This is a genomic window from Paraburkholderia sp. BL10I2N1 (genome assembly GCF_004361815.1).
Lineage (GTDB): Bacteria > Pseudomonadota > Gammaproteobacteria > Burkholderiales > Burkholderiaceae > Paraburkholderia.
In genome coordinates, this window is sequence record NZ_SNWA01000001.1 from 3,600,428 (window position 1) to 3,625,847 (window position 25,420).

At 56.6% G+C, this 25,420-nt stretch carries 21 protein-coding genes; 19 read left to right on the top strand and 2 right to left on the bottom strand.

Features of this window, described 5'->3' with window-relative positions; all coding sequences use genetic code 11:
* Window positions 1-497: 497 nt before the first annotated feature.
* The 9 genes from B0G77_RS16705 to gor all read left to right on the top strand — a co-directional run bounded on the left by B0G77_RS16705 (window position 498) and on the right by gor (window position 11,667).
* Window positions 498-2,162 (top strand): DUF1302 domain-containing protein, encoded by a 1,665-nt coding sequence (locus B0G77_RS16705; protein WP_243751026.1) that lies wholly within the window; start codon window positions 498-500, stop codon window positions 2,160-2,162.
* Window positions 2,163-2,178: 16 nt separating this feature from the next.
* Window positions 2,179-3,555, top strand: coding sequence for a DUF1329 domain-containing protein (locus B0G77_RS16710; RefSeq protein ID WP_133663107.1), 1,377 nt, complete (start codon window positions 2,179-2,181; stop codon window positions 3,553-3,555).
* Between the two features lie 60 nt (window positions 3,556-3,615).
* Window positions 3,616-4,713: a YCF48-related protein gene (locus tag B0G77_RS16715; protein ID WP_133663108.1), complete on the top strand. Its 1,098-nt coding sequence runs from the start codon at window positions 3,616-3,618 to the stop codon at window positions 4,711-4,713.
* Entirely contained in the window at window positions 4,710-7,166 is a 2,457-nt protein-coding gene (locus tag B0G77_RS16720; RefSeq protein ID WP_133663109.1) for an MMPL family transporter, read from the top strand. The genes B0G77_RS16715 and B0G77_RS16720 overlap by 4 nt, the downstream gene beginning before the upstream one ends.
* A 78-nt stretch (window positions 7,167-7,244) precedes the next feature.
* Window positions 7,245-7,583 (top strand): EthD domain-containing protein, encoded by a 339-nt coding sequence (locus tag B0G77_RS16725; protein ID WP_133663110.1) that lies wholly within the window; start codon window positions 7,245-7,247, stop codon window positions 7,581-7,583.
* 153 nt (window positions 7,584-7,736) lie between these two features.
* Complete coding sequence (locus B0G77_RS16730) at window positions 7,737-8,504, top strand: SDR family NAD(P)-dependent oxidoreductase (protein WP_133663111.1); 768 nt, start codon at window positions 7,737-7,739, stop codon at window positions 8,502-8,504.
* Between the two features lie 114 nt (window positions 8,505-8,618).
* A complete protein-coding gene (locus tag B0G77_RS16735) occupies window positions 8,619-9,365 on the top strand; it encodes a glutathione S-transferase N-terminal domain-containing protein (RefSeq protein ID WP_133663112.1) in 747 nt (248 codons plus the stop codon).
* 122 nt (window positions 9,366-9,487) lie between these two features.
* Complete coding sequence (locus B0G77_RS16740) at window positions 9,488-10,126, top strand: NAD(P)H-binding protein (RefSeq protein WP_166656168.1); 639 nt, start codon at window positions 9,488-9,490, stop codon at window positions 10,124-10,126.
* A 137-nt stretch (window positions 10,127-10,263) separates the two neighbouring features.
* Window positions 10,264-11,667, top strand: a complete 1,404-nt coding sequence (gene gor, locus B0G77_RS16745; RefSeq protein ID WP_133663114.1) for a glutathione-disulfide reductase — start codon at window positions 10,264-10,266, stop codon at window positions 11,665-11,667.
* 37 nt (window positions 11,668-11,704) lie between these two features.
* On the opposite strand, the gene B0G77_RS16750 is transcribed toward gor, so the two are convergent.
* On the bottom strand, window positions 11,705-12,607 hold the full coding sequence (locus B0G77_RS16750) for a LysR family transcriptional regulator (protein ID WP_166656169.1): 903 nt from the start codon (window positions 12,605-12,607) through the stop codon (window positions 11,705-11,707).
* Window positions 12,608-12,908: 301 nt separating this feature from the next.
* On the opposite strand from B0G77_RS16750, the gene B0G77_RS16755 reads away from it, so the two are divergent.
* The 3 genes from B0G77_RS16755 to B0G77_RS16765 are packed head-to-tail and all read left to right on the top strand — an operon-like array spanning window position 12,909 to window position 15,420.
* Entirely contained in the window at window positions 12,909-13,976 is a 1,068-nt protein-coding gene (locus B0G77_RS16755) for a CDP-6-deoxy-delta-3,4-glucoseen reductase (protein WP_133663116.1), read from the top strand.
* Window positions 13,973-14,482 carry a VOC family protein gene (locus tag B0G77_RS16760; protein WP_243751027.1) on the top strand — a complete coding sequence of 170 codons (510 nt, stop codon included), beginning with the start codon at window positions 13,973-13,975 and terminating at the stop codon, window positions 14,480-14,482. Before B0G77_RS16755 ends, B0G77_RS16760 begins: the two co-directional genes overlap by 4 nt.
* Before the next feature lie 11 nt (window positions 14,483-14,493).
* Entirely contained in the window at window positions 14,494-15,420 is a 927-nt protein-coding gene (locus B0G77_RS16765) for a fumarylacetoacetate hydrolase family protein (RefSeq protein WP_133663117.1), read from the top strand.
* Window positions 15,421-15,473: 53 nt separating this feature from the next.
* On the opposite strand, the gene B0G77_RS16770 is transcribed toward B0G77_RS16765, so the two are convergent.
* Complete coding sequence (locus B0G77_RS16770; protein WP_166656170.1) at window positions 15,474-16,370, bottom strand: IclR family transcriptional regulator; 897 nt, start codon at window positions 16,368-16,370, stop codon at window positions 15,474-15,476.
* 793 nt (window positions 16,371-17,163) lie between these two features.
* Between B0G77_RS16770 and B0G77_RS16775 the strand changes: the two genes are divergently transcribed.
* The 7 genes from B0G77_RS16775 (at window position 17,164) to B0G77_RS16805 (ending at window position 24,919) form a co-directional block, all read left to right on the top strand.
* Entirely contained in the window at window positions 17,164-18,207 is a 1,044-nt protein-coding gene (locus B0G77_RS16775; RefSeq protein WP_133663119.1) for a homogentisate 1,2-dioxygenase, read from the top strand.
* A 187-nt stretch (window positions 18,208-18,394) separates the two neighbouring features.
* Complete coding sequence (locus tag B0G77_RS16780; RefSeq protein WP_133663120.1) at window positions 18,395-19,348, top strand: 3-keto-5-aminohexanoate cleavage protein; 954 nt, start codon at window positions 18,395-18,397, stop codon at window positions 19,346-19,348.
* 83 nt (window positions 19,349-19,431) lie between these two features.
* Window positions 19,432-19,815, top strand: coding sequence for a nuclear transport factor 2 family protein (locus tag B0G77_RS16785; RefSeq protein WP_133663121.1), 384 nt, complete (start codon window positions 19,432-19,434; stop codon window positions 19,813-19,815).
* A 91-nt stretch (window positions 19,816-19,906) separates the two neighbouring features.
* A complete protein-coding gene (locus B0G77_RS16790; protein ID WP_133663122.1) occupies window positions 19,907-20,698 on the top strand; it encodes an SDR family oxidoreductase in 792 nt (263 codons plus the stop codon).
* A gap of 198 nt (window positions 20,699-20,896) precedes the next feature.
* Window positions 20,897-21,859, top strand: coding sequence for an outer membrane protein transport protein (locus B0G77_RS16795; RefSeq protein ID WP_133663123.1), 963 nt, complete (start codon window positions 20,897-20,899; stop codon window positions 21,857-21,859).
* 404 nt (window positions 21,860-22,263) lie between these two features.
* Window positions 22,264-23,442, top strand: a complete 1,179-nt coding sequence (locus tag B0G77_RS16800) for a porin (protein WP_133663124.1) — start codon at window positions 22,264-22,266, stop codon at window positions 23,440-23,442.
* Between the two features lie 142 nt (window positions 23,443-23,584).
* Window positions 23,585-24,919 carry an MFS transporter gene (locus B0G77_RS16805; protein ID WP_133663125.1) on the top strand — a complete coding sequence of 445 codons (1,335 nt, stop codon included), beginning with the start codon at window positions 23,585-23,587 and terminating at the stop codon, window positions 24,917-24,919.
* The last annotated feature ends 501 nt before the right edge of the window (window positions 24,920-25,420 follow it).

Consider the following 25,420-nt stretch of genomic DNA (forward strand, 5'->3'; position numbering starts at 1 on the left):
GCGCCTGAGGCCGTTGCGCTAAGGACGGGGGGGCTCGTCTGAGCTTAGTCAGATGATAGCCATCTTGGAACGTCCTCATATGTAGGGTCACAGCAACCGACGATTTCCGCTCAATCGGGCTCGATCCGAGGCACCCATGGCTTCCCAATCGCGGGGGCCATTCGGATCTTGGGGGAAGCGGTTCCAGCCATCCGCTGGCCTTGTCGCGCCTTGGTTTCGAGTCGAAGCCGCGAAGCATGAGCTATCCGGGACTTTTCATCCACCCAGGGTTTCCTATAGGCAGAAATCGTTTCTGCAACATCTTGACGGGCAATGTCTTCCTGACGAAAATGTATTCTGCTATGTGGACTTAACGGAGGCTGCTGCCTCTGGTCATAGCAAGGCGCAAACAGGGATAAAAACAGAGACAACTGGAGGAGATGGTGATGGTTTGGAGACCTGACCGGCCGGGCTTCCGGCTCCGCAGTGGTTGTGCGCATCGGAGACGATTCGCCGAATTGAAACGCTGCGTCCTTGCGGCTTCGGTTACAGCTGCGGTAAGCACGCTCGGCGCCACAGCAGCTCATGCGTTCGAATTTAATACCGGCAATGAGGACCTGACGGCCCGCTGGGACAACACTGTCAAGTACAGCACGGGTGTCCGGCTCAAGAGCCCGTCATCAGAGCTGACAAGCGACGCGAACCTCGACGACGGCGATCGCAACTTCAAAAGCGGCGGTCTGATATCGAATCGCTTCGATCTTCTTTCCGAGTTCGATGTCAGTTACAAAAGTTTTGGCGTACGCCTGAGTGGTGCCGCGTGGTATGACACGGTCTACAACCGTTCGACCTACAACAATTCGCCCGGCACGGCCAACGCAGCTTCCGTGCCTTATAACCAGTATCCGGATGCGACGCGCGATGTGCATGGCCGCCAGGCCGAACTGCTTGATGTGTTCGCTCATGGATCCGGAAACATTGGCGATGTCGGCCTTTCGGGACGAGTGGGTCAGCACAGTCTGCTGTACGGGGAAAGTCTGTTCTACGGGAACAACGGCATTGCAGCGGCGCAATCACCCGTCGACATCATCAAGTTGCAGTCGGTGCCGAATACTCAATTCAAGGAGTTGATCCGGCCGGTGCCTCAACTGTCGGGGCAAATCCAGTTGCTCCCCAATCTGGCCATCGGTGGCTATTACCAGGTGCGCTGGGATCGCGATCGCCTGCCTGGAGTTGGCAGCTACTTTTCAACGGTCGACATCCTGGACACAGGCGGAGAACGCATCCTTGCCGGTCCCAACACGATCGTTCCAGGTGGCCCGGGACTCTTCTTCCAGCGTAGCGGCGACATTGAACCAAAGAACTCCGGACAGGGCGGTATGCAGATTCGCTTTCGCCCCCAGGGGAAGGATGTCGAGTTCGGCCTCTATGCCGCTCAATTTCACCAGAAGGACCCGTTTGTCTATGTGCATCCGGGCGTGGGCTTTAATCCGTCTTCAGGACAGGTCGGCACATACCAACTGGTCTTTCCTGAAAACATCAAGACAGTTGGCGCCAGCTTTTCGACAACTGTGTGGGATGTCAATATAGCGGGCGAGACATCGATCCGCTTCAACTCACCGTTGGTCCCAGCGGGCGGGTCAGTGGTCGTGCCCGATGGCGTGACGGCGGACAACAACAACAATCCGCTCTATCCGGTCGGCAAGACGATGCACGCCAATTTGTCCTGGATTGCGCTGCTCTCACCAAACAAGCTTTGGCAGGGGGGCAACCTGATTGGTGAAATCGCATGGAACCGTCGCCTTAGTGTCTCGAAAAATGCGTCGGCGCTGGACCCAAATGCTACTCGTGATGCCGGTGCGATTCGCCTTGTCTTTCAACCCGCCTATTACCAGGTGTTGAGCGGGCTCGACATCAACGTTCCAATCGGAATCGGTTACGGAATATTCGGCAAGTCCTCGGTCATCAATCCCGGTTTCAGTGTCTATCACGGAGGGGATCTCAGCATTGGGGTCAACGGTGAGTATCTGAAGGTCTGGAAATTCGGCCTCAACTATACGCACTACTTTGGCCCGGCTGCCGGCGTCGTTGGTCCGGCGAATAGTGCTGTCCAGGCCTACACATACGGGCAGACGCTCAAAGACCGGGACTTCATCACGCTTACAGCTCAGCGTACTTTCTAATCGCAGGGAACAATCCATGAAATATCGTATTGCAGCTTCTCTACTGGTAATGTGTGGTCTCTTGGCAACCAGCCAGTTGGCTCTTAGTGCGGTGAGTGCGGACGAAGCGGCCAAACTCAAAAGCACATTGACTCCGTTTGGTGCCGAGAAAGCAGGTAACAAAGACGGAACCATCCCCGCGTGGGACGGTGGATTTACCCAGGTTCCTGCCGGATACAAATCGGGAGACCAGTTCCCTGATCCGTTCGCGAGTGAAAAGCCGCTTTATACAATCAACTCAAAGAACATGGATCAGTATGCGAGCAAGCTGAGCGAGGGGGTCAAAGCACTACTGAAAAAGTATCCGGATACTTTCCGGCTTGACGTCTATCCGACTCATCGAACAGCTGCTGCACCACAATGGGTTTATGACGCTACGTTCAAAAACGCCACGGAATGCAAGCCGAAAGAAGGGGGCAACGCCATCGAAGGTTGTTTCGGGGGCATTCCCTTCCCTATCCCGTCCAGTGGTGTGGAGGCCATGTGGAATCACCGACTGCTCTGGGCAGGAGAGACCACTACGCTAAATGTCGCAAACTACATTGGTACCGCTAGCGGCCAGTTGGAATTAGCCGTAAAAGCCTATAACAAGGTCAACTATCCCTACTACGACAAGAACGGGTCAGCGAGCAACTACAAAGGGGAAAGCCAGTTGCTGCGGACGTTTATGACGGACCCTCCCTTCAAGTCGGGCGAGCAGTTTCTTACGGTTGACTATGTCAACCAACCGCGCCAGGCATGGCAGTATCTGACGGGACAACGTCGGGTCCGCATGGCACCGACGATTGGCTACGACACGCCCGATGACGTCAACTCCGGCCTCAACTACTACGACGAGGCATTCATTTTCTGGGGTCCCCTTGATCGATATGAGTGGAAGCTGATCGGCAAGAAAGAGCTTTATATCCCTTATAACGACAACAAGTTCTATCAGCGTGGCAAGAAAATCGACGAAATTCTGATGCCGCATCATCACAACCCCGATGCAATGCGATGGGAACTGCATCGTGTGTGGGTCGTTGAGGCAACGATCGCGCCTGGAAAGCGGCACGCGGTTGCGAAGCGCCGTCTGTATCTGGACGAGGACACCTGGGGCGCAATACTCGGAGACGAATATGACGCGAATGGCCAATTGTGGCGTGTCCAGATGGCGCTGCCGTTCATCGTGCCGGAAGGGCCGATGGTCGTGCCGAATGCAAACTTCTCGCTGTACAACCTGACAGCGGGTACCTATCTCGCCGCGTGCGTCACTGACTGGTCGAATCCTTCTTACAAGTATTACTTCAAGGTGCTTGATCGTCTCCCGAAGTCGTATTTCACGCCCGAAGCGATGGCGGGCGAAGGCGTTCGTTAATCGGATAGTTGAAAGATGGGGCGCCAGAAGTGGCGCTCCATCAAAAAGGAAGTCAGACATATGAAGTTAATCTCGCTGCACATCCTCCGAACGCTGTTAGTAGCGGTCGTTGCATTGCCGTTTGTGGTCTCGGGCGCGCACGCGGAACCGGAGTTACTGGCGCGACCGTCTTTACCCGATGCGCGCGCGACAAGCCGCGTTATGTTGGCAGTAAATCGTGCGGGTGAGCGACTGGTCGCGGTGGGGGAGCATGGCGTCATCCTGCTATCCGACGACAACGCCAAGACGTGGACGCAAGCCAAGGCACCTGTGAGCCTGACACTGACGAACGTCCGCTTCGTGGACACGAAGAAGGGATGGGCTGTTGGGCACGGGGGCGTCGTGTTGCTCACGAACGATCGCGGTAACACCTGGTTTAAGCAACTTGATGGGGTTGAGGCGGCTGCGCTTGTGCGAACCGCTGCGCTGCCAAAGGCAAGCAATGGCGGCGATAAAGCAAAGCGAGCGCTTGCCGACGCGGACCAGCTGGTTGCCGACGGACCCGACAAGCCGTTCCTCGATGTGTACTTCGCTGATGAGCGTCGAGGAATTGTTGTAGGAGCCTATGGACTAGCGTTTGTCACCGAAGATGGAGGCGAGCACTGGCAGTCGATCGCGGAAAGAATTCCGAATTCACAGGGGCGCCACCTGTACAGCATCTACGTAGCAAAAAGCGGTCTCTACATCGCAGGTGAACAAGGTGTCCTTTTTCGTTCGACGGACGGGTGGAAATCGTTCGACAGAATACCCACGCCATATAACGGGACGTACTTCGGTGTTGTGGGAGACGGAGGTGACATGATCCTCACCTTTGGGCTGCGCGGCAACAGTTATCGTTCTGACGACGCGGGAAAGACATGGAACAAGGTCGATGGTGTTGGGTCATCCACGTTGACAGCAGGACTGCGTTTACGTGATGGGACTTTCTTCCTCGCTAATCAAGCCGGTCAGGTTCTCAAAAGCAGTGACGCGGGTCGCAGTTTCCAGCAGGTGCACACGCGGCATGACGCAGAGTGCACGGGCATTGCCCTAGGGACGAACGGAAGCCTCGTTTTGAGTGGCGCGCGAGGCATGGGCACCGTGACACAACCGATCCAGCTTGTGGAGCAAAAGCAATGAAGCATGATTCGTCACTCGCTGAACAACCCGTAATCCGTGATTTGAAGGATTTCGACACGAAGTCCGGATCGCTGGCCGAGCGATTTCTATTCAACAACCGGCTGCTGGTCGTGGTAGTTTGCCTTGTTCTCACAACAGTGCTAGGCCTGCAAGCGACAAAGCTCACGCTTAATGCCGGCTTTGAGAAGATGATCCCGACGAAGCATCCGTTTATCGTGAACTACCTTGCGAACAGGAGCGAACTGACGGGGCTAGGAAATACGCTAAATATCGTGGTGGAAAACAAGCACGGGACCATTTTCGATGCGGCGTACCTGGACAGTTTACGCAAGCTGAACGACGACATCTTCCTGCTACCCGGTGTCGACCGTGCCTATATGAAATCCTTGTGGACGCCTTCAACCCGTTGGCTCGGTGTGACCGAGGAGGGGCTGGAGGGCGGGCCAGTGATCCCTGACGACTACAATGGATCGACGAAAAGTCTGGATCAGTTGCGTGCGAACATCGAACGTTCCGGGCAGGTGGGGCAGCTGGTCGCTAACAACTACCGTTCAAGCATCATCCGGGTCCCGCTTCTTGAAAACGATGGGACTGGCCGGCGGCTCAACTATCACGAGTTCTCGAGCAAATTGAACCAGTTGAGGGACAAGTATGAATCCCCCTCGGTGGGGATCCATATTACGGGCTTCGCCAAGGTGGTTGGCGATTTGATTGATGGACTGCAGCAAGTCTTGCTTTTCTTTGCCCTTGCAATCGCTATCTGTACATCTCTGCTTTACTGGTACACGCGTTGTGTGCGCAGCACGGTGCTAGTGGTGGTCTGTTCGCTGCTAGCGGTGGTATGGCTGCTCGGATTGCTACCGACGCTTGGCTTCGAGATCGACCCGTACTCCATTCTGGTGCCTTTCCTGGTGTTCGCAATCGGCATGAGTCACGGCGCCCAGAAGATGAACGGGATCATGCAAGACATCGGTCGTGGCACGCATCGCCTCGTTGCTGCGCGCTACACGTTTCGCAGGCTTTTCCTCGCGGGACTGACTGCGCTCCTGGCCGATGCGGTGGGTTTCGCAGTATTGATGGTCATCCAGATCAAGGTAATCCAGGACCTGGCGATTGCGGCCAGTATCGGCGTGGCCGTCCTGATCTTTACCAATCTCCTGCTACTACCAATTCTCCTGTCGTATGTGGGGGTCAGCAATAAGGCGGCAGTACGAAGCCTGAAGGCAGAAGTCGAGGACGAGAACGACACGCAACACAAAAAGCACGCGTTCTGGGAGTTCCTGGACTTGTTCACAGAACGCAAATGGGCTCGGCGTGCTCTGATCGTTGCTGCGGCTATGGGAGTGGCGGGCTTTGCCATCAGTCTGAATCTGAAAGTCGGAGATCTGAAGCCCGGTGCACCGGAGCTGCGGTCAACCTCACGCTACAACCGTGATAACGCTTTTACGGTAGCGAACTACTCGGCGAGTAGCGACACATACGTAGTAATGGTGAAGACGCCGCAGTATCAATGCACACAGTACAAGAACCTGGTGCAGGTCGATGCGCTCGAATCGCGGCTGCAACAACTGCCAGGGGTTGAGTCGACCAGTTCGGTAGCAGGTCTGGCGAGAAAGGCTGCGACGGCCATGAATGAAGGAAGCCTCAAATGGTATGAGGTCCCGCGAAGCCAGGACATGATCAATTCGATTACGAACCGTGCGCCGCGCGAGCTGTTCAACCAGAACTGTAACCTGCTGAGCATCTATATCTATCTGAAGGATCACAAGGCAAGCACGCTTGATAGCGTCGTCCGCACGGTGCAGGCGTTTGCCGATGCCAACAACACGGCAGATCATCAATTTCTGTCAGCCGCAGGCAACGCCGGTATCGAGGCCGCAACGAATATTGTAGTGAAGCGGTCGAATACCGAAATGTTGCTGCTTGTCTATGTGGCAGTGATCGTGCTGGCGTTTATCACTTTCCGGTCATGGCGTGCGGTCCTATGTGCGGTTTTGCCATTGATGTTGACGACGGTATTGGCAGAGGCACTCATGGTGGCGCTCGGCATTGGCGTGAAGGTGGCGACGCTACCTGTCACCGCGCTCGGCGTGGGGATAGGGGTGGACTATTCGCTCTACGTCTTGACCGTTGCGCTTGCGTGGCTGAGACGGGGTGCGAGTCTTTCCCAGGCGTATTACAAAGCGCTTCTATTCACGGGAAGAGTCGTTGTCTTGACCGGCGTGACACTTGGTGTGGCAGTGGCGACGTGGGCGTTCTCTCCTATCAAGTTTCAGGCAGACCTGGGGATTATGCTCGCGTTCATGTTCCTCTGGAACATGGTGGGTGCACTCGTCCTGCTTCCGGCGTTGGGTTATTACCTGTTGTCCAGAAAGGGTTCGCCGGTTAAAGACGAATCCTCGACCGCTGAATCGATGAACAATATCGAGATCGCACGCGGAGCGTCACACTAAAGTAGATCCCGGTTTTGATGACCGGTCGCCTCTGGGACGGAGGGGGCGACTCACGAAATTTCGCTGAAAGGTATATATATGGTGAAGCTGATCATTGCAGTAAAAAGAAAGCCTGACATGACCATCGAAGCGTTTCGCAGACACTTGAGCGTGACGCACGCAGATCTCGTTCGAAACTGTCCGGCAACCGCCAAGTTCGTCCGCAAATACGTTCAGAGCTACGCCTTGTGGAACGGCGACGCGCTCGAGGAACCAGCATTTGACGGTGCGGCGGAACTATGGTTTGACAGCATTGATGATAAGGATCGCTTTTTTGCGGATCCCGACTACCTTGACGGTGTCCGTCCCGACGAAATTCGGTTCGCTGACATGAGTCGGACTGTGTTTTTTCTGACTGAGGAAAATCAGGTTTGTTGAATATCTGAGATTCAATGGTGTGTGCCGTATGGGAAGGCAGACTGCGATTCCTTCTCGCGCAGCACCTTTAAGTGCTGCAGCGTTAGGGAGCCGGATTCACTCCGGTCTGCCTACATATGCTGACGTTTCATTGATTAATCCCGGAGAAACTGTATGGCTCGTGTCGGACGGCTGGAAGGGAAAGTGTGTGTGATCACCGGCACAGGGGGGAGCATGGGACGCGCAGCGGCCTTAATGTTCGCCCGTGAAGGTGCAAAGATAGTCGGCTGTGATATTTCTGTAGATGCTGCCGAGGAGACGGTCGCTGAAGTACGCAATGCCGGCGGAGAGATGGTGTCATTGCAACCATGCGATCTTACACAAAGAGAGCACTGTCAGTCGCTGGTAGCTCTTGCGTTAAACACCTACGGTTGGATTGACGTATTGTTCAACAATGCCGCGATGGCTTGGTTCGCGCCGATCGACACGATCAGTGACGAGCAATGGTACAAGACTATCGATCAGGAGTTGCACCTCGTCTTTGAGATGGTCAGAGCAGCATGGCCTGAGCTGACCAAGCGTTCCGGATCGATCATCAACACCGCCTCTGTCTCAGCATGGTCGACCTACCGGGTCCTGCCTGCTCTGGCGCATTCCGCTGCCAAGGGTGCGGTCGTTTCGTTGACCCGCCAACTGGCGCTTGAGGGTCGGGCGCACGGATTGAGGGCGAACTCAATTTCGCCTGGACTCATCGAGACCAATCAAACTCGTCCACTACTGTCCAATCCCGAGTGGTCTGACCCGATGCTCGGAAAGATCATGCTCGGCCGGATGGGCCGTCCCGAAGAGGTGGCTGCAACTGCTCTGTTTCTGGCGTCTGACGAAAGCTCATTCATCACCGGAGCCGATATTCGGGTGGACGGTGGGACCACAGCATGGTAGCCGCCAATCGCCGCGCCAAAGTCGTAATGCCATTCGAAAAGGGAGACGCAAGATGAAGAAATCTATCCAGATTTCGCAGGAAAATGGACTTGCAAAAATAAGGCTGGAGGTTTCATGCTGACCGTTTACGTCTGCGGAGGGCCGAATCCCCGCAAAGTTGCGATACTTCTTGAGGAACTCGGCTGGGAGTATCGGTCGAAACTGGTGGACATCTACCTCGGCGAGCAGCGCTCCGAAGATTATCTGGCGATCAATCCGAATGGACGCCTGCCCGCCCTCGTTGACGAGAATTCAGAGTCCCCACCGGTCGTGCTATGGGAATCCGGGGTGATCCTTGAATATCTTGCCGACAAGTCAGGGCGATTCCTGCCGAAGAGCGGAGCCCAGCGATATGAAGTGCTGAAGTGGCTGCACTTCCAGCTTACGCACGCGCCATATCTCGGCAACGCCCATCTCTATCGAGTGATGTACAAAGAAGCTATTCCCTTCGATATCAAGCGATTCACAATTGAATCGGCGCGAATTTACGGAGTGCTTGACGCGCAACTGGGTCGCTCGCAGTTCGTTGCGGGCGACGATTATTCAATTGCTGACATGGCCTGGTATCCGTGGATTCAGTACCACGAGTGGCAGGGTCAAGACCTTGCCGATTTTCCTAACGTGAGCAGTTGGTTCGGCGAGTTGAGTGAGCGCCCAGCCGTACGGAAGGGGGCGGCAATTCCATGGGCGTATGGTGAATACGGTCCCAGCGCCGTGGGTGAAAAGGTCAGTCGGCTGGTCGATCGACGGCTCAAGGATCCTCAATTTACGCTATCGGCTACGGCCGCTGACGATGCAATGTGCAATCTCGCACCTAAGTGATTAGCCGTTACCGACGCGCGCACTTCTATTTGTGCGCGCATCGGAACGCATCCAAACTGACGCTTCTTCGGTTGGCCTATCTAACGCGTCAGGATCTTGTTTCACCGTAGGGAGGAATGCTGATGCAACCATTGAGCGTATTGATCGTTGGAGTGGGTGGGCTTGGGAAGTGCATCGCACAAGAGGCGCTTGAGCGCGGCTTACGCGTTTCCGTTCTCGTGAGAAATGAAGCCAAGCTCGAAGCCGCGCTGGGAGGCGATATTGTCGCAAAGTTGTGCAAGATCACGCTAGGCGATGGCACGCGCCCGCAGGTGCTAGACGAGGCTATGTCCGGAATCGACGTTGTTTTGTCAGGCCGAGGCGCCGATCCTGATTTGGCATTCGAGTTGGCGGCAGCAGTCAAGCGAAATGACGTCAAGAAGCTCTGTTGGCCGGCTGGCACCACGAATGTCCTGGCTGACGATGGTGTCACACCAAACTATGAACGGCTCGTGCATTTAGGGAGTTGGGTTGAGGGCGCATACCGTGCACATGGCGCATGTATCGATGCCATTCGTGAGGCCGACATCAACTATGTAATCTTTTGTCCAGGCCGCATGGGGAGTGTCGGTCTGCGAAGTACGGACGTCCGTGCATCAGTGCGGATTAATCGCGACTCCGGCCCCTTCGTTTCATACGAGGACGCGGCCTGGGTGATGGTCGAAGCCGCTACCACGAACAACTTTGACCGCCAGCTTATCAGCGCGGCGACGAAAGTCTGAAAGTTCTTTGTCAGACGCGTTGCGGCCTCGAATACGAATCTCCTAGCCTACGTACCTGCTTCGGCGTCGTCCGCGTCGGCATGCAGGACATGGCATAAAGACGGAGACTTAACTAACACCGTCTAGGATTTGTTTTCATGACCGTGTATGACTATGACCTTTTCGTGATTGGTGCCGGGTCGGGCGGTGTGCGCGCCGCACGCGTGACCGCCGCACTTGGACGCCGCGTGGCGATCGCGGAGGAATATCGCTTCGGCGGGGCATGTGTCATTCGAGGCTGTATGCCGAAAAAGCTGTTCGTCTATGCTTCGCAATATGGCGAACACTTTGAGGATGCGGCGGGCTACGGTTGGAAGGTAGCAAAGCCGAGCTTCGACTGGCCTACACTCCTTGCCAATAAGGACCGCGAGATCGCTCGACTGGAAGGCGTCTACCGGCGCAATGTCGAAGCCTCGGGGGTCACCATACTGAACACGAGGGCGGAGATTGTTGATCGTCACACCGTAAGGCTTGTAGGCGAAGGGCGGACCGTCACGGTCGACCAGATATTGATCGCCACCGGCGGTCGTCCGTCAGCGCATCCCGCGCTTCCAGGCCATGAACATTGCATCACTTCCAACGAAGCATTCCATCTGCAGAACCTGCCAAAGTCGATAATGATCGGCGGCGGCGGCTACATTGCGGTGGAATTCGCGAACATCTTCCACGGATTGGGCGTTGAAACGACGCTCGTTTATCGCGGGATGGAAATTCTCAATCGCTTCGACATGGATTTGCGCACCGGCCTGCACGAAGCCATGTCGAGAAAGGGCATCGAGGTCATCTGTCATTCGGTCGCTGAGGATGTGGCGCGTCGCGATGATCGACGTCTGGATGTACGTTTGAGCAATGGGGAAACGCGCACGGTCGACCATTTCATGCTGGCTGTGGGGCGATCGCCAAATACAGAAGGACTAGGGCTTAACGCCGCCGGCGTCGAGACCTCCTCGACCGGTGCTGTGGTCGTGGACCAATTTTCGCGGACAAGTGTCGAAAACATCTGGGCTATCGGCGACGTGACCGACCGGGTCCAACTTACACCGGTGGCGATCCATGAGGCGATGTGCTTCGTGGAGACAGCGTTTAAGGATCACCCTACGGCCCCTGACCATGACCTGATAGCGACTGCTGTTTTCTCGCAGCCTGAGATCGGCACCATTGGCTTACCGGAACACGAGGCCGTGGCGAAGTACGAGGATCTGGAAGTCTATCGTACTTCGTTCCGACCCACTCGTAATGCGCTTTCCGGGCGCGACGAGAAGGTGCTTATGAAATTGATCGTAGAAACCACATCTCGGAAGGTGGTCGGGGCCCACGTTATGGGACCTGATGCCGGCGAGATGGCACAGTTACTCGCTATCCCACTTAAAGCCGGCGCTACCAAGGATGACTTCGACCGCACGATGGCGGTGCATCCGACGGCGGCTGAGGAGTTCGTAACCATGTACAGACCGACATACCGGGTTGAGCATGGCGAGCGGGTCGATCAGTTAACAGCTTGATCAAATCTCAAGGCGGCGCGCGGTCGCCCTTTGCACTTCATGCTTCGCTTCGCTGCGCCGCGAACAGCGATGCGATCAGGTGCCGGAGCCACTGGTTGCCAGGGTGGTGGTGAAAGCGCGAGTGCCAGTGCTGCGTAATTTCAAAAGACGGTAGGGGAACCGGCGGTGCAAGGATCTGCAACGGCGCCAATTCCCCGAAGGCGGTCGCGAGACTTCGAGGCAGAACAGCAATATAGTCACCCTGCGCAATGAGCGTCCACAAGCCAAGGCAATGGGCGACGCGCGCCATAGCTGCCCGTTGCACCCCATGGTGCTGAAATACGGCATCGATTGATGCCTCCATCAATGCGTGTCCGCTACCTGGCGGCCGGTAGATGATGTGCTGTGCAGTCAGGAATTGTTCGAGCGTGAGTTTGCGGGCGATCCACGGGTGATCACAGCGCGCCACGCAGACGAACGTTTCTGTGAACAGCCTCTGTTGATGAAACGGGCCTTCGAACCCATGCAAGTAGCCGACTGCAAGGTCCACATCACCGCTCTCCAAGGCAGCCTCGCGAAGCCGGAAGGGCGGTAGCTGTTCCGTGAAAATACGAACGGAAGGGGCTTGCTGCGTGATGAAACGCAGCAGACGTGGGAGCAGGACGAACTGTCCTACGTCGGTCATGAAAAGCGTGAACGAGCGTTCCGCGCACGCGGGATCAAAGCCGAGCTTGTGTTCGAGTGCCGCGTCTATACGGGCGAGGCTTTCGCGGATCGGGTCGGCGATCTCTTCAGCCCACGTCGTGGGCATCATACCTTCAGACGTTCGAACGAAGAGTGGGTCCCCCATCGCATCGCGCAGGCGGTTTAGCGCGTTGCTCACCGTCGATTGTGTCAGGCCGAGATTTAGCGCGGCAATAGTCACGCTGCGCGTCTGCAAAATCGCGTCGAAGACTTTCAACAGATTGAGATCGATTCGGTGGGGATTCATTTTCTTCGTGAGCTCGTGCTCCGAATGCGCTTCGGCAACACATTGATGGTAAGCGCTTCTGCAGCACATTGATGGTAAGCGCTTCGACGCCTATGTCGATTGGTAGAAGTCCCTCCCTGCATACGGTCGGCATCTATTGATGTCCAAAATACCTTGAATTTCGATTCTAAATTCGACTGAGGTTCAGAACGTCCATAGGCTATTGGCAAGTGGTTCCCAAACGCCGGCACCTGTGGGTGTCGAGCACACGACAAAAAAGGAGGAGACGTCAATGACCTTTAAGGTGACATTGAGGCCGAGTGGCCATGTCTATGATACGGAAGGTGATATCAGTATTTTGTCTGCGGGTCTGGCGGCTGGACATTCGCTTGCATACAGTTGTCGGGCTGGTATGTGTCGGACTTGCAAATGCAAGGTGACCGCAGGCGCAGTCGATCACGGTCATGTATCGCAGGCTTACCTTTCGGATAGTGAAAGACGCGAAGGCTATGCGCTGATCTGTCAGGCGCGCGCGCTTTCAGACGTGGAAATCGAAGCTCAGGAGTTGACCGGCCTGGCAGGCATCCGGTCGCGGGTGACTCCGAGCCGCGTCGTCAAACTGGAGCGGCGGGCCCCGGACGTTATGGAACTTCGCGTACGCTTACCGATGAACGAGAATCTTCTGTTCGCAGCGGGGCAGTACGTTGATTTTCTGCTAGCAAATGGTGAACGACGGACCTATTCAATTGCAAACGTACCTCTTGCCGAAGGGGTGACCGAGCTTGAATTCCATCTGCGTCACATGCCCGGAGGTCTATTTACGGACCATGTCTTCTCGAGGTTAAAGGTGCGGGACCTGCTGACACTCGAAGGACCGCTCGGAACGTTCTTCGTCCGTGAAGAGTACGGCCAGCCTCTGATTTTCATTGCGGGCGGGACGGGTTTCGCTCCTATCAAGTCAATGTTGCTCAATCTGTTGGCCCGTCGAATGCACGAAAAGCGGCCAATTCACTTCTACTGGGGTGCACGCACGCGTGAGGGCCTGTACATGCGCGATCTCGTCGATCAATGGGTCGGACAGTACCCTAACTTCACATTCACGCCAGTTGTTTCACATCCGACGGAAATGTGCGATTGGCATGGCCGCACCGGCAATGTTCATGAGGCAGTGCTTGAAGACCATGCGGATCTCGCGGGCCGGGAGGTCTACGTTTGCGGAGCACCAGGACTCGTGGAAGCCGCAAGGCACGATTTCGTCGCGCTGCGCAACTTGTCTCCCAAGGACTTCTTTGCCGACGAATTCCTGCCTGCGTCGGAGAGACGCGCTGAAACCTTACCACCGGAGGAGCTTCAATCTTGAGCCATATTCTCGCGCTAACAGACAATGCTGTCGTTGAACCCTCGAACGGCATGTCCGTCGTCAAGCCTTATGTTATGTCGCACGGAACGTTACCTTGTCGCGATCTTGCGAAATCTCGCAAGTTCTATGAGGAGTTCCTAGGCATGGAGTGTGTACAGCACGGCATTACGTCGATGGTGATCCGCTGTGGGTTGAAGTTTCACATCGTTTGCGTGAACCTCGGCGACGCGTGTCCACCGTGCAATATGCACAATCATTGGGGTATCGATGTCACGTCGGAAGCCGAAGTGGACGCGGCACATGAAGCTGCAATCAGGTTGAAGGACGCCTACGGCATACAGGAAGTCCAGCAGCCGGAGCGTCGTCACGGCGTTTACTCCTTCTATATGGTGGACCTCAACGGAAGCTGGTGGGAAATCCAGTACTACCCGGGCTTTCAGAATGATGACATGTTTGATTTCGGCGACCGCTTTACGCCGGACGGCAAAGCGATTACGGACCGTTAGAGGGGGGCACAATGACATTTGCATTGGCATCGATTGCTCATGATGGCCGCATCAGCGCGGCAATCAAGATTGATGGCACGCTGTGGAAACTGGAGGCGGCCGCGAAGCGGCTTGGCATCGATGGTCTTTCTGGAGGGCTTAGCGACGTTTTCAGCCGGTGGCACGATACGCGCGAGAGCGTTATGCGCGTGGCTGACGCTGCTGCGGGCGGCAAGCTGCAGAATCTTGCCTTGAATGAGCGCACCGTGGAGATCGTGCTGCCGCTCCAGTATCCGAGAAAGGTGTTCTGCATCGGAGCGAACTACGCTGACCATCTCGCCGAAATGAAGGTTGTCATCGAAAAGGTCGAGGGCCGAGCACCGTTTTTCTTCATGAAACCCGCTTCGACGGCACTCACAGGACCGGGGCATTCCATCCATCTGCCACGAGGCTGCAACGACTTTGACTGGGAAGCCGAAGTCGTTGTGGTGTTTGGCCGGGGAGGGCGCAACATTCCCGAGGAGCGGGCACTCGACTATGTTGCTGGGTATACGCTCGGTATCGATTTTACGGCTCGCGACCAGTTCCTTGCCCCTCACCTGCCATTTAATTTCGACTTCTCGCTTGGCAAGTGCCAGGATAAGGCCACCCCCGTCGGACCTGTGATTGTGCCGAAGGAGTTCGTTGACGGCGAGCATATCGAATTCCGTCTCTTCGTCAACGGCGAGCAGAAGCAGAAGGGATGCACTGCGAACATGATCTATTCGCTTCGCGAACAGATTGCGGGCGTCAGCAAGGCCGTCTGCATCGAACCAGGCGACATCATGTTCACAGGCTCTCCCGCCGGTGTCGGGGCTGCGCGCGGTGAGTCTCTTTCTGTCGGGGACAGTGTCGTGGTGGAAGCGGAAGCACTTGGGCGCATGGAGGTAGTGATCCAGGCTCCTTTCGCGACCGATTGAATCTTCCGGTATCGGTTCGCGTTCCTCGATGGGAGCGCGAACGAGTTCGTCCACTAGACCAGGCTGCGCGACACGCGTTCGGCGGCATCAATGACAAGTTCGGACAGGCGCCGTACCTGCTTCGGGTTCATCCGGGTAACTGGCGCTGCAATACCCAACGCGCCGAAAGAGCCGCGTGTCGGGTGGCGTATCGCCGCCGCCACCGAGCACACGCCCGACTGGCTCTCTTCAAAATTGGTCGCGTAGCCCCGCTTACGTACCTCGTCGAGTTCCTCTTCCAGCGCGAGCCACTGGGTAATCGTGTTGCCTGTGAATGATTGCAGTGAATCGCGATGGAACAACGCGCTTACGGCCTCGAGAGGCATCTCGGCGAGCATGGCTTTGCCAACGCTTGATGCGTAAGCTGCGAAGACGTTTCCTACAGGTACCGACACGCGCAGCGCCTGGTTACTTTCGATGGCGTCGATGTAGCGAACGTTGCCATCTTCAAGCACAGCAAGCTGCACTGTCTCCCCGGTTTCTGCCGCCAGCTTTTCGAGGACCGGACGAGCAATCGTCCGAATATCCATTCGCTGAACGGCAGCCAAACCCACTTCGAGCAGTGCCTTGCCAGGTTTGTAGATGCGTGATACCGGATCCTGGGTCACGAATCCGTGGTACACGAGCATCGCCAATAACCGGTGGACGGTCGAATGGCCGACGCCAAGCTCTTCTTTGGCATCCGAAAGCCGAATCTGGTTGGTCCGCCGAAACATCAGCAGCAGCCGCAGCACGTTGTTGACGGACTCGAGCATGTACCGGGGCGTGGGCAACGCTTGCTTTACCCCACCTTCATCGACGGGAGTGGCATTTTGCACAGATTGATCTCCAATAGTTTTTAGTAGCGCAGAAACGGCTTTGGCCTTCGTCGCCTTCGGTGGCTGGCGCGTTGCGCTCATGGTGTCAGGCATAGCAGGAAATCCCATTCTGGTCGGGCTTGTGGCCAAGTCTGACGAAACATATTCGGGTCGACATCCGGTACTGCTGCGGGGAGAAAGATCGGTCTGGCACCTATTTTTCGCACTGCGTCTGTCGTCACTTGTATTCTCCAGTGTTTCTATGATTTCTGTACAGGAGAAATCGTTTCTGGAAAGTGCTTGACCTTCGCTTTCTTATGGACGAAAATAATTTCTGACAGATGGACATTGTACGTGATGCGGGCTTCGGGTGCTCAATCCGAAGGCGAGCCGCGTACGCTTCATCAAAGGCGGAAGCGGCGCACATTGAATTACAAGCAGCGCCCCTGACTAGGAGACAAGGATGTACAACAGACAAGGCTGCTGGCGTCGGGTATTCCCGCAGTCCTCATCGCGCGAAGGCAAACTCGCTCCGAGCCGAGCAGAAGTTGCAGCGGCCTTTGTTGTCGTCAGTCAAGGGGCTCGAGCTGCTCAATCTAGCGGCGTTCCGAGCGCGCCCCGATTCAGCTCTGCCGACGTTGACCTGTTGACATTGTTCGTGTCGCCGCGCCACCGCTGGCTGAGTCGCCGGGCAGCATCACCGAAGTGGGTACGTTCGCCGAGGCCGATGTGACGCGAATCACTGAAACGACTTCGCCAAATTTCTCTCTGGTTGCGCCCGGTACACATGATTCGCGCAAATGCAGTCCGGGACCGCGACGTTAGAAAACGCACGGTCGAACATGCCGGTCACGAGGATTGTGACGGTCATAGACTAAAAGATTTAAAAGATCTAGGAGATTGAAAAATGACAGAAGAGACAAAAGCCGGTAAGCCGATGCCGCAGCTCTGGACGCGCGAAGGATTCGCCGGGCCGCTGTCGGTTGTGACCCGCCCGACGTATGCTCCCGACTATCTATCGGTAAGTGGCGTGCATGCTCCGCGTCGGTCTGTATTGAGCCACATGGTCCCGCGTGACGAGGGCGACGTCGACGCACTGCCGTCCGTTGTAGCGACGTCGAAGCTCGGTGTTCGTATCCTTGTGTCGGGACGGCGCAAACCCATGCCGTTCGTCGTGCGCAACGTTGAGGCCGACGAAATCCATTTCGTTCAGACCGGCACGGTCAAATTCGAAACTGACGTCGGCACGCTGACTGCGGAAGAGGGCGATTTCGTTTGCATTCCGCGTGCTGTCGCCTACCGGTTTGCCCCCGTTACCGAGTCGATGCGCAGCGTAATTATCGAGAGTCCATCAGCGTTAAATCTGACGCCGCCGGCACCGTTTGGGATGGTCAATTTCGCACGTGACGTGAAGCATGCAGAAATCGATGCTGATATCCCCCCGGGCGGACCGACACAGTTGATTCTGAAGACGGGCGACGGCGAAGAGACGGTTTTCCAGATGTCACATGATCCGCTCGCCGTGAGCGGCCGGCTCGCGACAAACGTTCCCGTCTGGAAGCTTAACCTCGCAAAGATCCAGGTCCTGACTTACCTCCCGGACGGAGGTCCACCAAGCGCTTTCCTTTCGTCAAAAAACGGCGAACTCTTGATGTTTAATCTCAGTGCGCGCATTACGAACCGTCCTCCCGTTCACGTTAACGCTGACTTCGACGAACTGGTCTGCTATGTCCGTGGCCCCGGCGCGTGGGGCGGGTGTTCAGAACCGGGGACGCTCACATGGGTCCCAAAGGGGGTAACCCATCATGGTCCATCGGAAAACGTCCCGGAAGGCTATCTCGCCTGGTTGGTGGAAACGCGCGCGACACTGAGGTGGACACCGGAGGCTATTGCCGCTTCGCATCTGATGGAGACTGGTCAATACGGTCCGCATCCGAGTGTGTGCGGGTAACCGTAAGAAGCGACACAAACCGCCAACGTAAGAAGCGACACAAACCGCCAACGTAAGAAGCGACACAAACCGCCAAGTAAGACTCATCTGATCTGAATTTAGTCGCCGTCACTCGGCATAACGATGAAAGCATTAGAATCGATACGGATTCCTAATGGCTTGAGTCAACTTCACAAGGAGTTTCACCATGATCGAGAAGTTGCCCCTGTGGGAAGCCGCGAAGCAGGAAATGGAGAATTATCACTTCGTCGCGGGCGCGGAAACCCAACCGAAGTGGGACGTGTCGCCAAAGATTGCGATCAACGTCGCCGTGGCGGGACGGTTTGACGACGGCAAACCGACGTCGATCCAGAACTATATCGATGAAGCGTCGCGGGTCATTGAAGCAGGAGCATGCGGCATCCACATCGATTTCACGTGGGTGACCGACGACAAGGGACGCCGTCTCGATCGCGACGTGCCGCCTGTAGAGGCATATTCGGCCGTACTGGAGCCGCTGCGCGCTCGCTTTGGTAATGCATTCGTCTCGAACCTCAATGTCCTTAATGGTACGAGCTTCGATATTTGCGTCAGTCCGGCCCGTGAGGGGCTGGCAGAAGTTGCGCCGTGCGCTCCGGGTCATCCCGAAGCATTCTGCGTGCCGGCGGTACAGGCGCTTGAAGAAGCCGGTGTGAAGCCTGAACTCGCTGTCCACAGTTCGGGCGAGATCGAACTCGCGAAGCGCCGCTTCATTGACACCGGTATTCTGACGAAACCGTATAACTGGCTGATCCTTTACGGCCTGCCGTTCAACGTGGGCCGCACGCTGGTGTCAGGCACCTGGGTGAGCGATGCTCAGGACATGACGCAGCACATGTTCCTCATGGTCGACCAGATTCGCAAGATCGATCCGACATCAGTGATTACGGTATGTGCAGCGGGCCGCGCAAGCCTCTACATGACCACGCTGGCCACAATGATGGGCCTGCACATCCGCGTCGGTACGGAAGACACGCCTTGGAAGTATCCGAACAGTGACGCACGTCTGAAAGACAACCTCGAGATGTTCCAGATGGCGAAAGATATCGCAGGCTTGCTCGGGCGGACACCCGCGAGCGCAAACGAATATCGTGAGCTCATCGGCAAACCTACGAAGTCCTGATAACGGTACGCCGCGAGACGCCGAGGCGGACGTCTCGCGGCATCGAGTAAAAAGCATTCCATCAAATCGAAGAGGAGACGCCCATGGTTATTGATACTGCTACCGCAGCAAGCGGGTTCGCGTCGCAAGTCTATGCGGCTTGCGATTCGATGGACGAACATCGTTTCGGACAATATCTGACTGAGGACTGCAGATTCGTCTATGCCAATAGCGATCCGGTTATCGGGCGTGCGAACGCGGCGGCGTATGTCAAGGGCTTCATGTCGATGATCTCGGGAATCAGGCATGAATTGCTGGAGGTCTGGCAATGCGATGACGACGTGCTCATTTCGCGAATGAATGTGACCTACACGCGAAAGGATCGGACGACGCTGACCGTTCCAGCGATGACGGTTTGGCGCATGCGCGACAAGATGATCCAAGAGTACCTGATCTACGTAGACGTTTCTGAACTGTTTGGCGGGTGATAGTGGCGGTTGCCTGGCGTACATGACAACCTGAGCCAGTATTTGGGGCGCCGTCGGAAAAAGACGCCTCAAGTCACCCAAGGAGAGGCTCATGTCCCAAGTTTCAGGCCGCAACGGAAGGCTTGCGGAAAAGGTATGCGTCATTACGGGAACCGGTAGCGGCACAGGAAGGGCAGCCGCATTGCGGTTTTCACGCGAAGGTGCGCGCATCGTCGGATGCGACGTTTCCAGATCGGCCGCGCTGGAAACTGTTGGTCTTGTGCAGCAATCGGGCGGCGAAATGGTTTCACTGCATCCTTGTTATTTGACGCGCCGCGAAGACCGCCAAGGCCTGGTTGACCTTGCTGTCGATACCTACGGCGGAATTGACGTGCTGTTCTACAACGCGGTGATGACGCGGTCCGATTCGATGGATGTCGTGCGGGATGAGAAATGGTACAAAGCAATCGAATACGAACTGAACCTTGTCTTCCTGATTACTCGCACCGCGTGGTCGGAACTGGCTAAACGGTCTGGCGCGATCATTAGCATGACATTGTGTTCCGAATGGCATTCCTGTCCGACTCTTCCGGCACTTGCCCAAACAGCAGCAAAAGGTGCGATCGTTTCGCTGACCCGCCGCTTGGCACTGGAAGGCCGCTTGCACGGAATTCGCGCCAACTCCATATCACCAGGTCCGATCGAGACCAATCAGGCGTGCGCGCAGTTCTCCCGCCCGGAGCGCTTCTCACAGATTCTGGAAAGAATCATGTTAGGCCGGCTTGCACGACCAGACGACGTGGCGGCCGCTGCGCTGTTCCTTGCATCGGACGAGAGTTCGTTCATTACAGGAGCAGACATCTGCGTCGACGGAGGTATGGCGGCTTGGGGAAAGGCAGCATGAATCTCACCGGCTTCGCGGTTCACAGACTGTCCGCCGGCTAGTCGAGCAAAACATCGGCAGACACATGTTAGTAATCTGCAATTAGTAATCCGTATTAAAGGTATCGCGCGTTGGCATGGGAATATCGCCAACAGGCAATAAAAAGCAGTTCAGAACCGTTGCGTCGTGTAGCGGATTGAACAAGGCAACGGAGACAGGATGAAACAGCGAAAGGTCATATCGCAGGCAATAGCGATCTCGGCTGGGCTGCCGGATATTTGTTTTGCAACCACTGGCATTTATGCGACCGGATACGGCACGCGTGAACAAGGGATGGGTAGAGTCGGCATCGCGATCGGCGAGTCGGTGCTCGCGCCGGCAGAAAACCCTGCTGGTATCGCATTCTCAGGAGACAGGTTGGACGTCGGTGGGGGCCTGTTATTCATTCAGTCGGGAGCGGTAGACGATGGCGTGTCCTATCACGCGAAGACGGGAATTACGCCGATGCCGGAGTTCGGTTATGTAAAGTCGTTGTCGCCTTCGCTCGTGTTCGGCGTGGCATCCTGGGCATCTGGCGCATCGATGAGTTACAGAGCGCCATACGGGGGCATCCCGGGGAATTCCAATACGTATTCACAAGGTGTCTTCGTACACGTTGCACCGACCGTCGCTTACCGGTTTGGTGCGGAAAAGAATCATGCCTTGTCATTGTCGTTCGTCGGGGCACTCTCGACCATCGATGTCGAAGGCGTTCAGGCTCAAACAGGTCTCCCAAATCAGGGGCGTAACTGGAAGCCCGGCTATGGCTTCAAGATCGGCTGGATGAGCCAGTTTACTTCGCAGTTTTCCATGGGGGCGTCCTACGCATCAAAGATCAGATACCAGCCGTGGGATAAGTACAGCCACATCTTCGCGGATGGCAGGCGGTTTGAGGAGCCGGAACAGTATGGCGTCGGCATCGCGTTCCGACCGACGCCTAAGTGGTTAATCGGGTTCGACTGGATCCGTTTCAACTATGGCAACACACATGTGCTCGGCAATCCGGTCAACTTTTCGGTGCCTCTCGGAAACATTAACGGCTGTGGATTCAGTTTTCGCAATGTCAACGCTTACCGCTTCGGCGTGCAGTACGAGGTGAACGATCGGTTCACTATTCGCGGCGGCTTTGAAATGACCGACTAGGTAGTGTCGGCTGTCAATACCGGTTTCACGTTTCTTGCACCTACGACGCCTAACCGCACCTACACGCTTGGCGCCACTTATCGGATCGGCAAGCAATCGGAACTGTCGTTTGCTTATGCAATATCCCGCGTGTGCAGGTCAATGGGACCGCGCAAAGCACAGGGACCAATCCGTATGCGCAGAACAACTTCGTTGCACTCACCTATACGAGCAAATTCTGACTTTGCTGGGTAGACCAGACGAGCGCCTGACGCAGATTTGAGCGTCGAAGGCGCAAACAGGAAAACGCCTTCTCGGAACCTCATTGCGCAGTGGAAGTGAGTTCGTTGGGGCGGCGAAAACATACGAGCCTGGCGAGGATGGCGTTACGACAACGTCCGATGCCGGTGCAAAAAGGAGCGGAGATGAAAGTCGGCGAAAAGTGGCTTATCGCGGTCTGCGTTGGAGGGTGCGTTGGCGTTGCGCACGCGCAGAGTTCTGTCACGCTGTACGGCGTATTTGACCAGGGTGTGCTGGCGGTGACGAATGTGCACGGCGCGCACGTTTACCAATCGTCGGGCGGCTGGCTGTCAGGTTCGCGATGGGGCTTGCGAGGCGCCGAAGATCTTGGCGGAGGGGCGCAGGCGATCTTCGTTCTTGAGAACGGCTTCGACGGATCCACCGGAGCCGCACTGCAAGGGGCCCGACAGTTTGGGCGTCAGGCCTACGTGGGACTTTCCAACTCGTACGGGAAACTGACGTTTGGTCGGCAATACGACATGGTCGTCGACCATCTTGCTGTTACTGGCATGACGGCGGAAATATGGGGCGGTGCATTTGCTTGTAGTCCTGGCGATGTTGACAACCTGTGTAACAGCCGGCGCATGGACAACTCCGTCAAGTATTCCAGCCCGTCGTTTGGCGGCTTTTCATTCGGCAGTGCCTATAGCTTTGGTGGAGTTCCGGGGGAACTCTCGCGGTCGAGCATCTGGACTGCAGGCGCGGATTACTCGAATGGTTCGTTGACTGGGGGCGTCGGCTATTTCAATGTGAATAGTCCGAACACAGCCTCTTATGGAGGTGCCGCAGTGTCCGGTACCGCCAACACCTTTACGAATGGTATGAGTTCGTCGCCGGTCATTAGCGGCTTTGCTTCGGCGAATCGGCAGGAAACGTTAGCAGCTGGCGTGAACTATACGATCGGCTCCAGCACGTTCGGCGCGTCCTACACCTATACCCGTTTCGACGGGCTGGGGACATTTGCCGTGGCAGGCACGCCAGTTCTCAATGGGACTGCGAAGGTACAGAATGCCGAAGCGCGATACTTTATCTACGTCACACCATTCCTTGTGACGGGAATCGCCTTCCACTACACGGCGGTGGGCGCCGCGGGCAGCATTGCTGGCGCGCGGTACCGGCAGCTGGATCTTGGCGTCAACTACTATCTGTCCAAACGCACTACGCTTTATGCAGTTTTGGCGATGCAATCTGCAAACGGACAGGACTCGACTGGCAAACCGGCGGTCGCGGCACTGGCGTTCGTCTCACCGTCTTCATCGAATCACCAGGCCGCCGCGCAGATCGGCATCCGGCATCGATTTTAGGCTGACCGTAATCCAGGCAGGCTGCGCAGGCGGGGAGAGATGGCAACGGCTGTCTCCCTCGTTGGTCCGACGATGTGGTGGCGTAACTCGCCGCTCAATCGCGGCCAGTGACCGATTCAAATGATGAGGGATTGGAGGAGTGATGAATCAGGAACATGTTGACGTCCGGGATTTCCTGGATGCCCAGAAGGGTTGCCGTCTGCAGTGGACGGTTGTGGCGCTCATTTTCGCGTTCTGTCTCGTCGACGGCTTCGACGCGACCGTGATCGGTTTTCTTGCCCCGGCTATCAAGGCGGAATGGGGATTGTCCCCCGCTGACCTTGCACCTATATTTGGTTTCGGAATGGCGGGCCTGCTGGTCGGTGGTTTGATCTGCGGTCCTCTGGCGGACCGCCGTGGTCGCAAGCCGGTAATTGTCGCCGCCGTCGCATTTTTTGGCCTGACGACGCTCGGCGCCGCGCTCGTCGATAGCGTCAGGGCGATGGTCGCACTTCGATTTCTGACGGGAATCGGGCTGGGTGGCGCGATGCCGATTGCGCTGACGCATCTGGCCGAGTTCGCGCCGAGCAACATGCGTGCGCGAATGATGGCGTGGGCGGGCATCGGCTTCACTCTGGGCGGGGCTGCATCAGGGCAGGTTGCCGCGCATCTTATTTCGCATCTAGGCTGGCGCGGCGTGCTGATATTCGGTGCCGTGCTACCCCTGCTGCTGTGTGTGTTGCTGATTGCGTTTCTGCCCGAGTCGTTGCGCTACCTCGTCGTTAAAGGCGCTGACGAGTCACGGATCCGCCGGGTCGTTGAGCGGATTGTCCCAGACTTCGCCGGCAAGCTGATTCACCGTGATGTCGAAGAATCAGGCGGTCACCGTGCGTCGGTTCTGGCGCTGTTCCGACAGAATCTGTTTGCAACGACGGTGCTGATCTGGGCCACGTACTGTTGCAGTCTCTTCCTGTTTTACCTGATGAGCAGCTGGCTACCGCTTATCCTCAGCACGACAGGGATGACAACGCGACATGCAGCCACTGTCTCGTCGATCTTCCTGCTTGCGGGCGCGGTTGGCATGCTGATACTTGGCTTTGCGATGGACAGGTTTCGGGGGGAAGTGGTGCTGGGCCTCGCCTACGCGGCTGGTGCAGTCTTCGTATGGCTGGTCGGGATGTCCGCGGACCCGACGACACTGACTGCGCTAATCGTCTGCTTCGGACTGTCAGTGGGCGGAGCGCAGAGCATCATTCCGTCTCTGGTCGCGTCGTGTTATCCAACGCCAACGAGAGCCACGGGGGTCAGTTGGGCGTCTGCGTTTGGCCGGGTGGGCGCATTCATTGGATCGATCGCGGGGGGCATTATGTTGAGCTTGCATCTGCCCACCTCGACAATATTTTCACTGATGGCCGTGCCTGCGGTGATTGCGGCAGTTGCCTTGCTGGCATTAAACAGGAAACGGCATCCGGTGGCGACGCCCGTACTGGGCAAATGAGTCGAGTCCCGCGATGGACGCGGGCGATCGGCGGCCGGCGTCATTCGCCGCGGTGCTGGTCAAATGCGCCCATCCTCGAACCGGCTGGAGATTGCGTTCACCCTCGGAACGGTCGTCGAAGAACGGGGCCGTGAGGAGGTTGCTCGCGGGCGCGCTGGCAGCGCGGGGATCGATTCCGCACTGTAAAGACGAACAGATTTCGCGTTGCTGCTACGGGGAACGGGACACCTGCGGTCGCGTCCCGATCTATTGTCCGTTCCAGTGCCCCCGTCTCCCGCGATGTATCGCGCCAGTGACCATGCTTCATCGGAATCGGCGCGTTACCAGCACCGCTCGGTCAGCGATCGAGGCATGGTCGGGACCACTGCGAACTCGTCGGGCAAGGGGAGGAGTGACGCCAGGGAAGCCGCCGCCCCATTCGGATGTGTTAAGGCAACGCTGAACAAGCTGCTGAATTTGCGGCGTGTCCGCTATTTGAAGGCGGTTCACTCATGAAGCCGA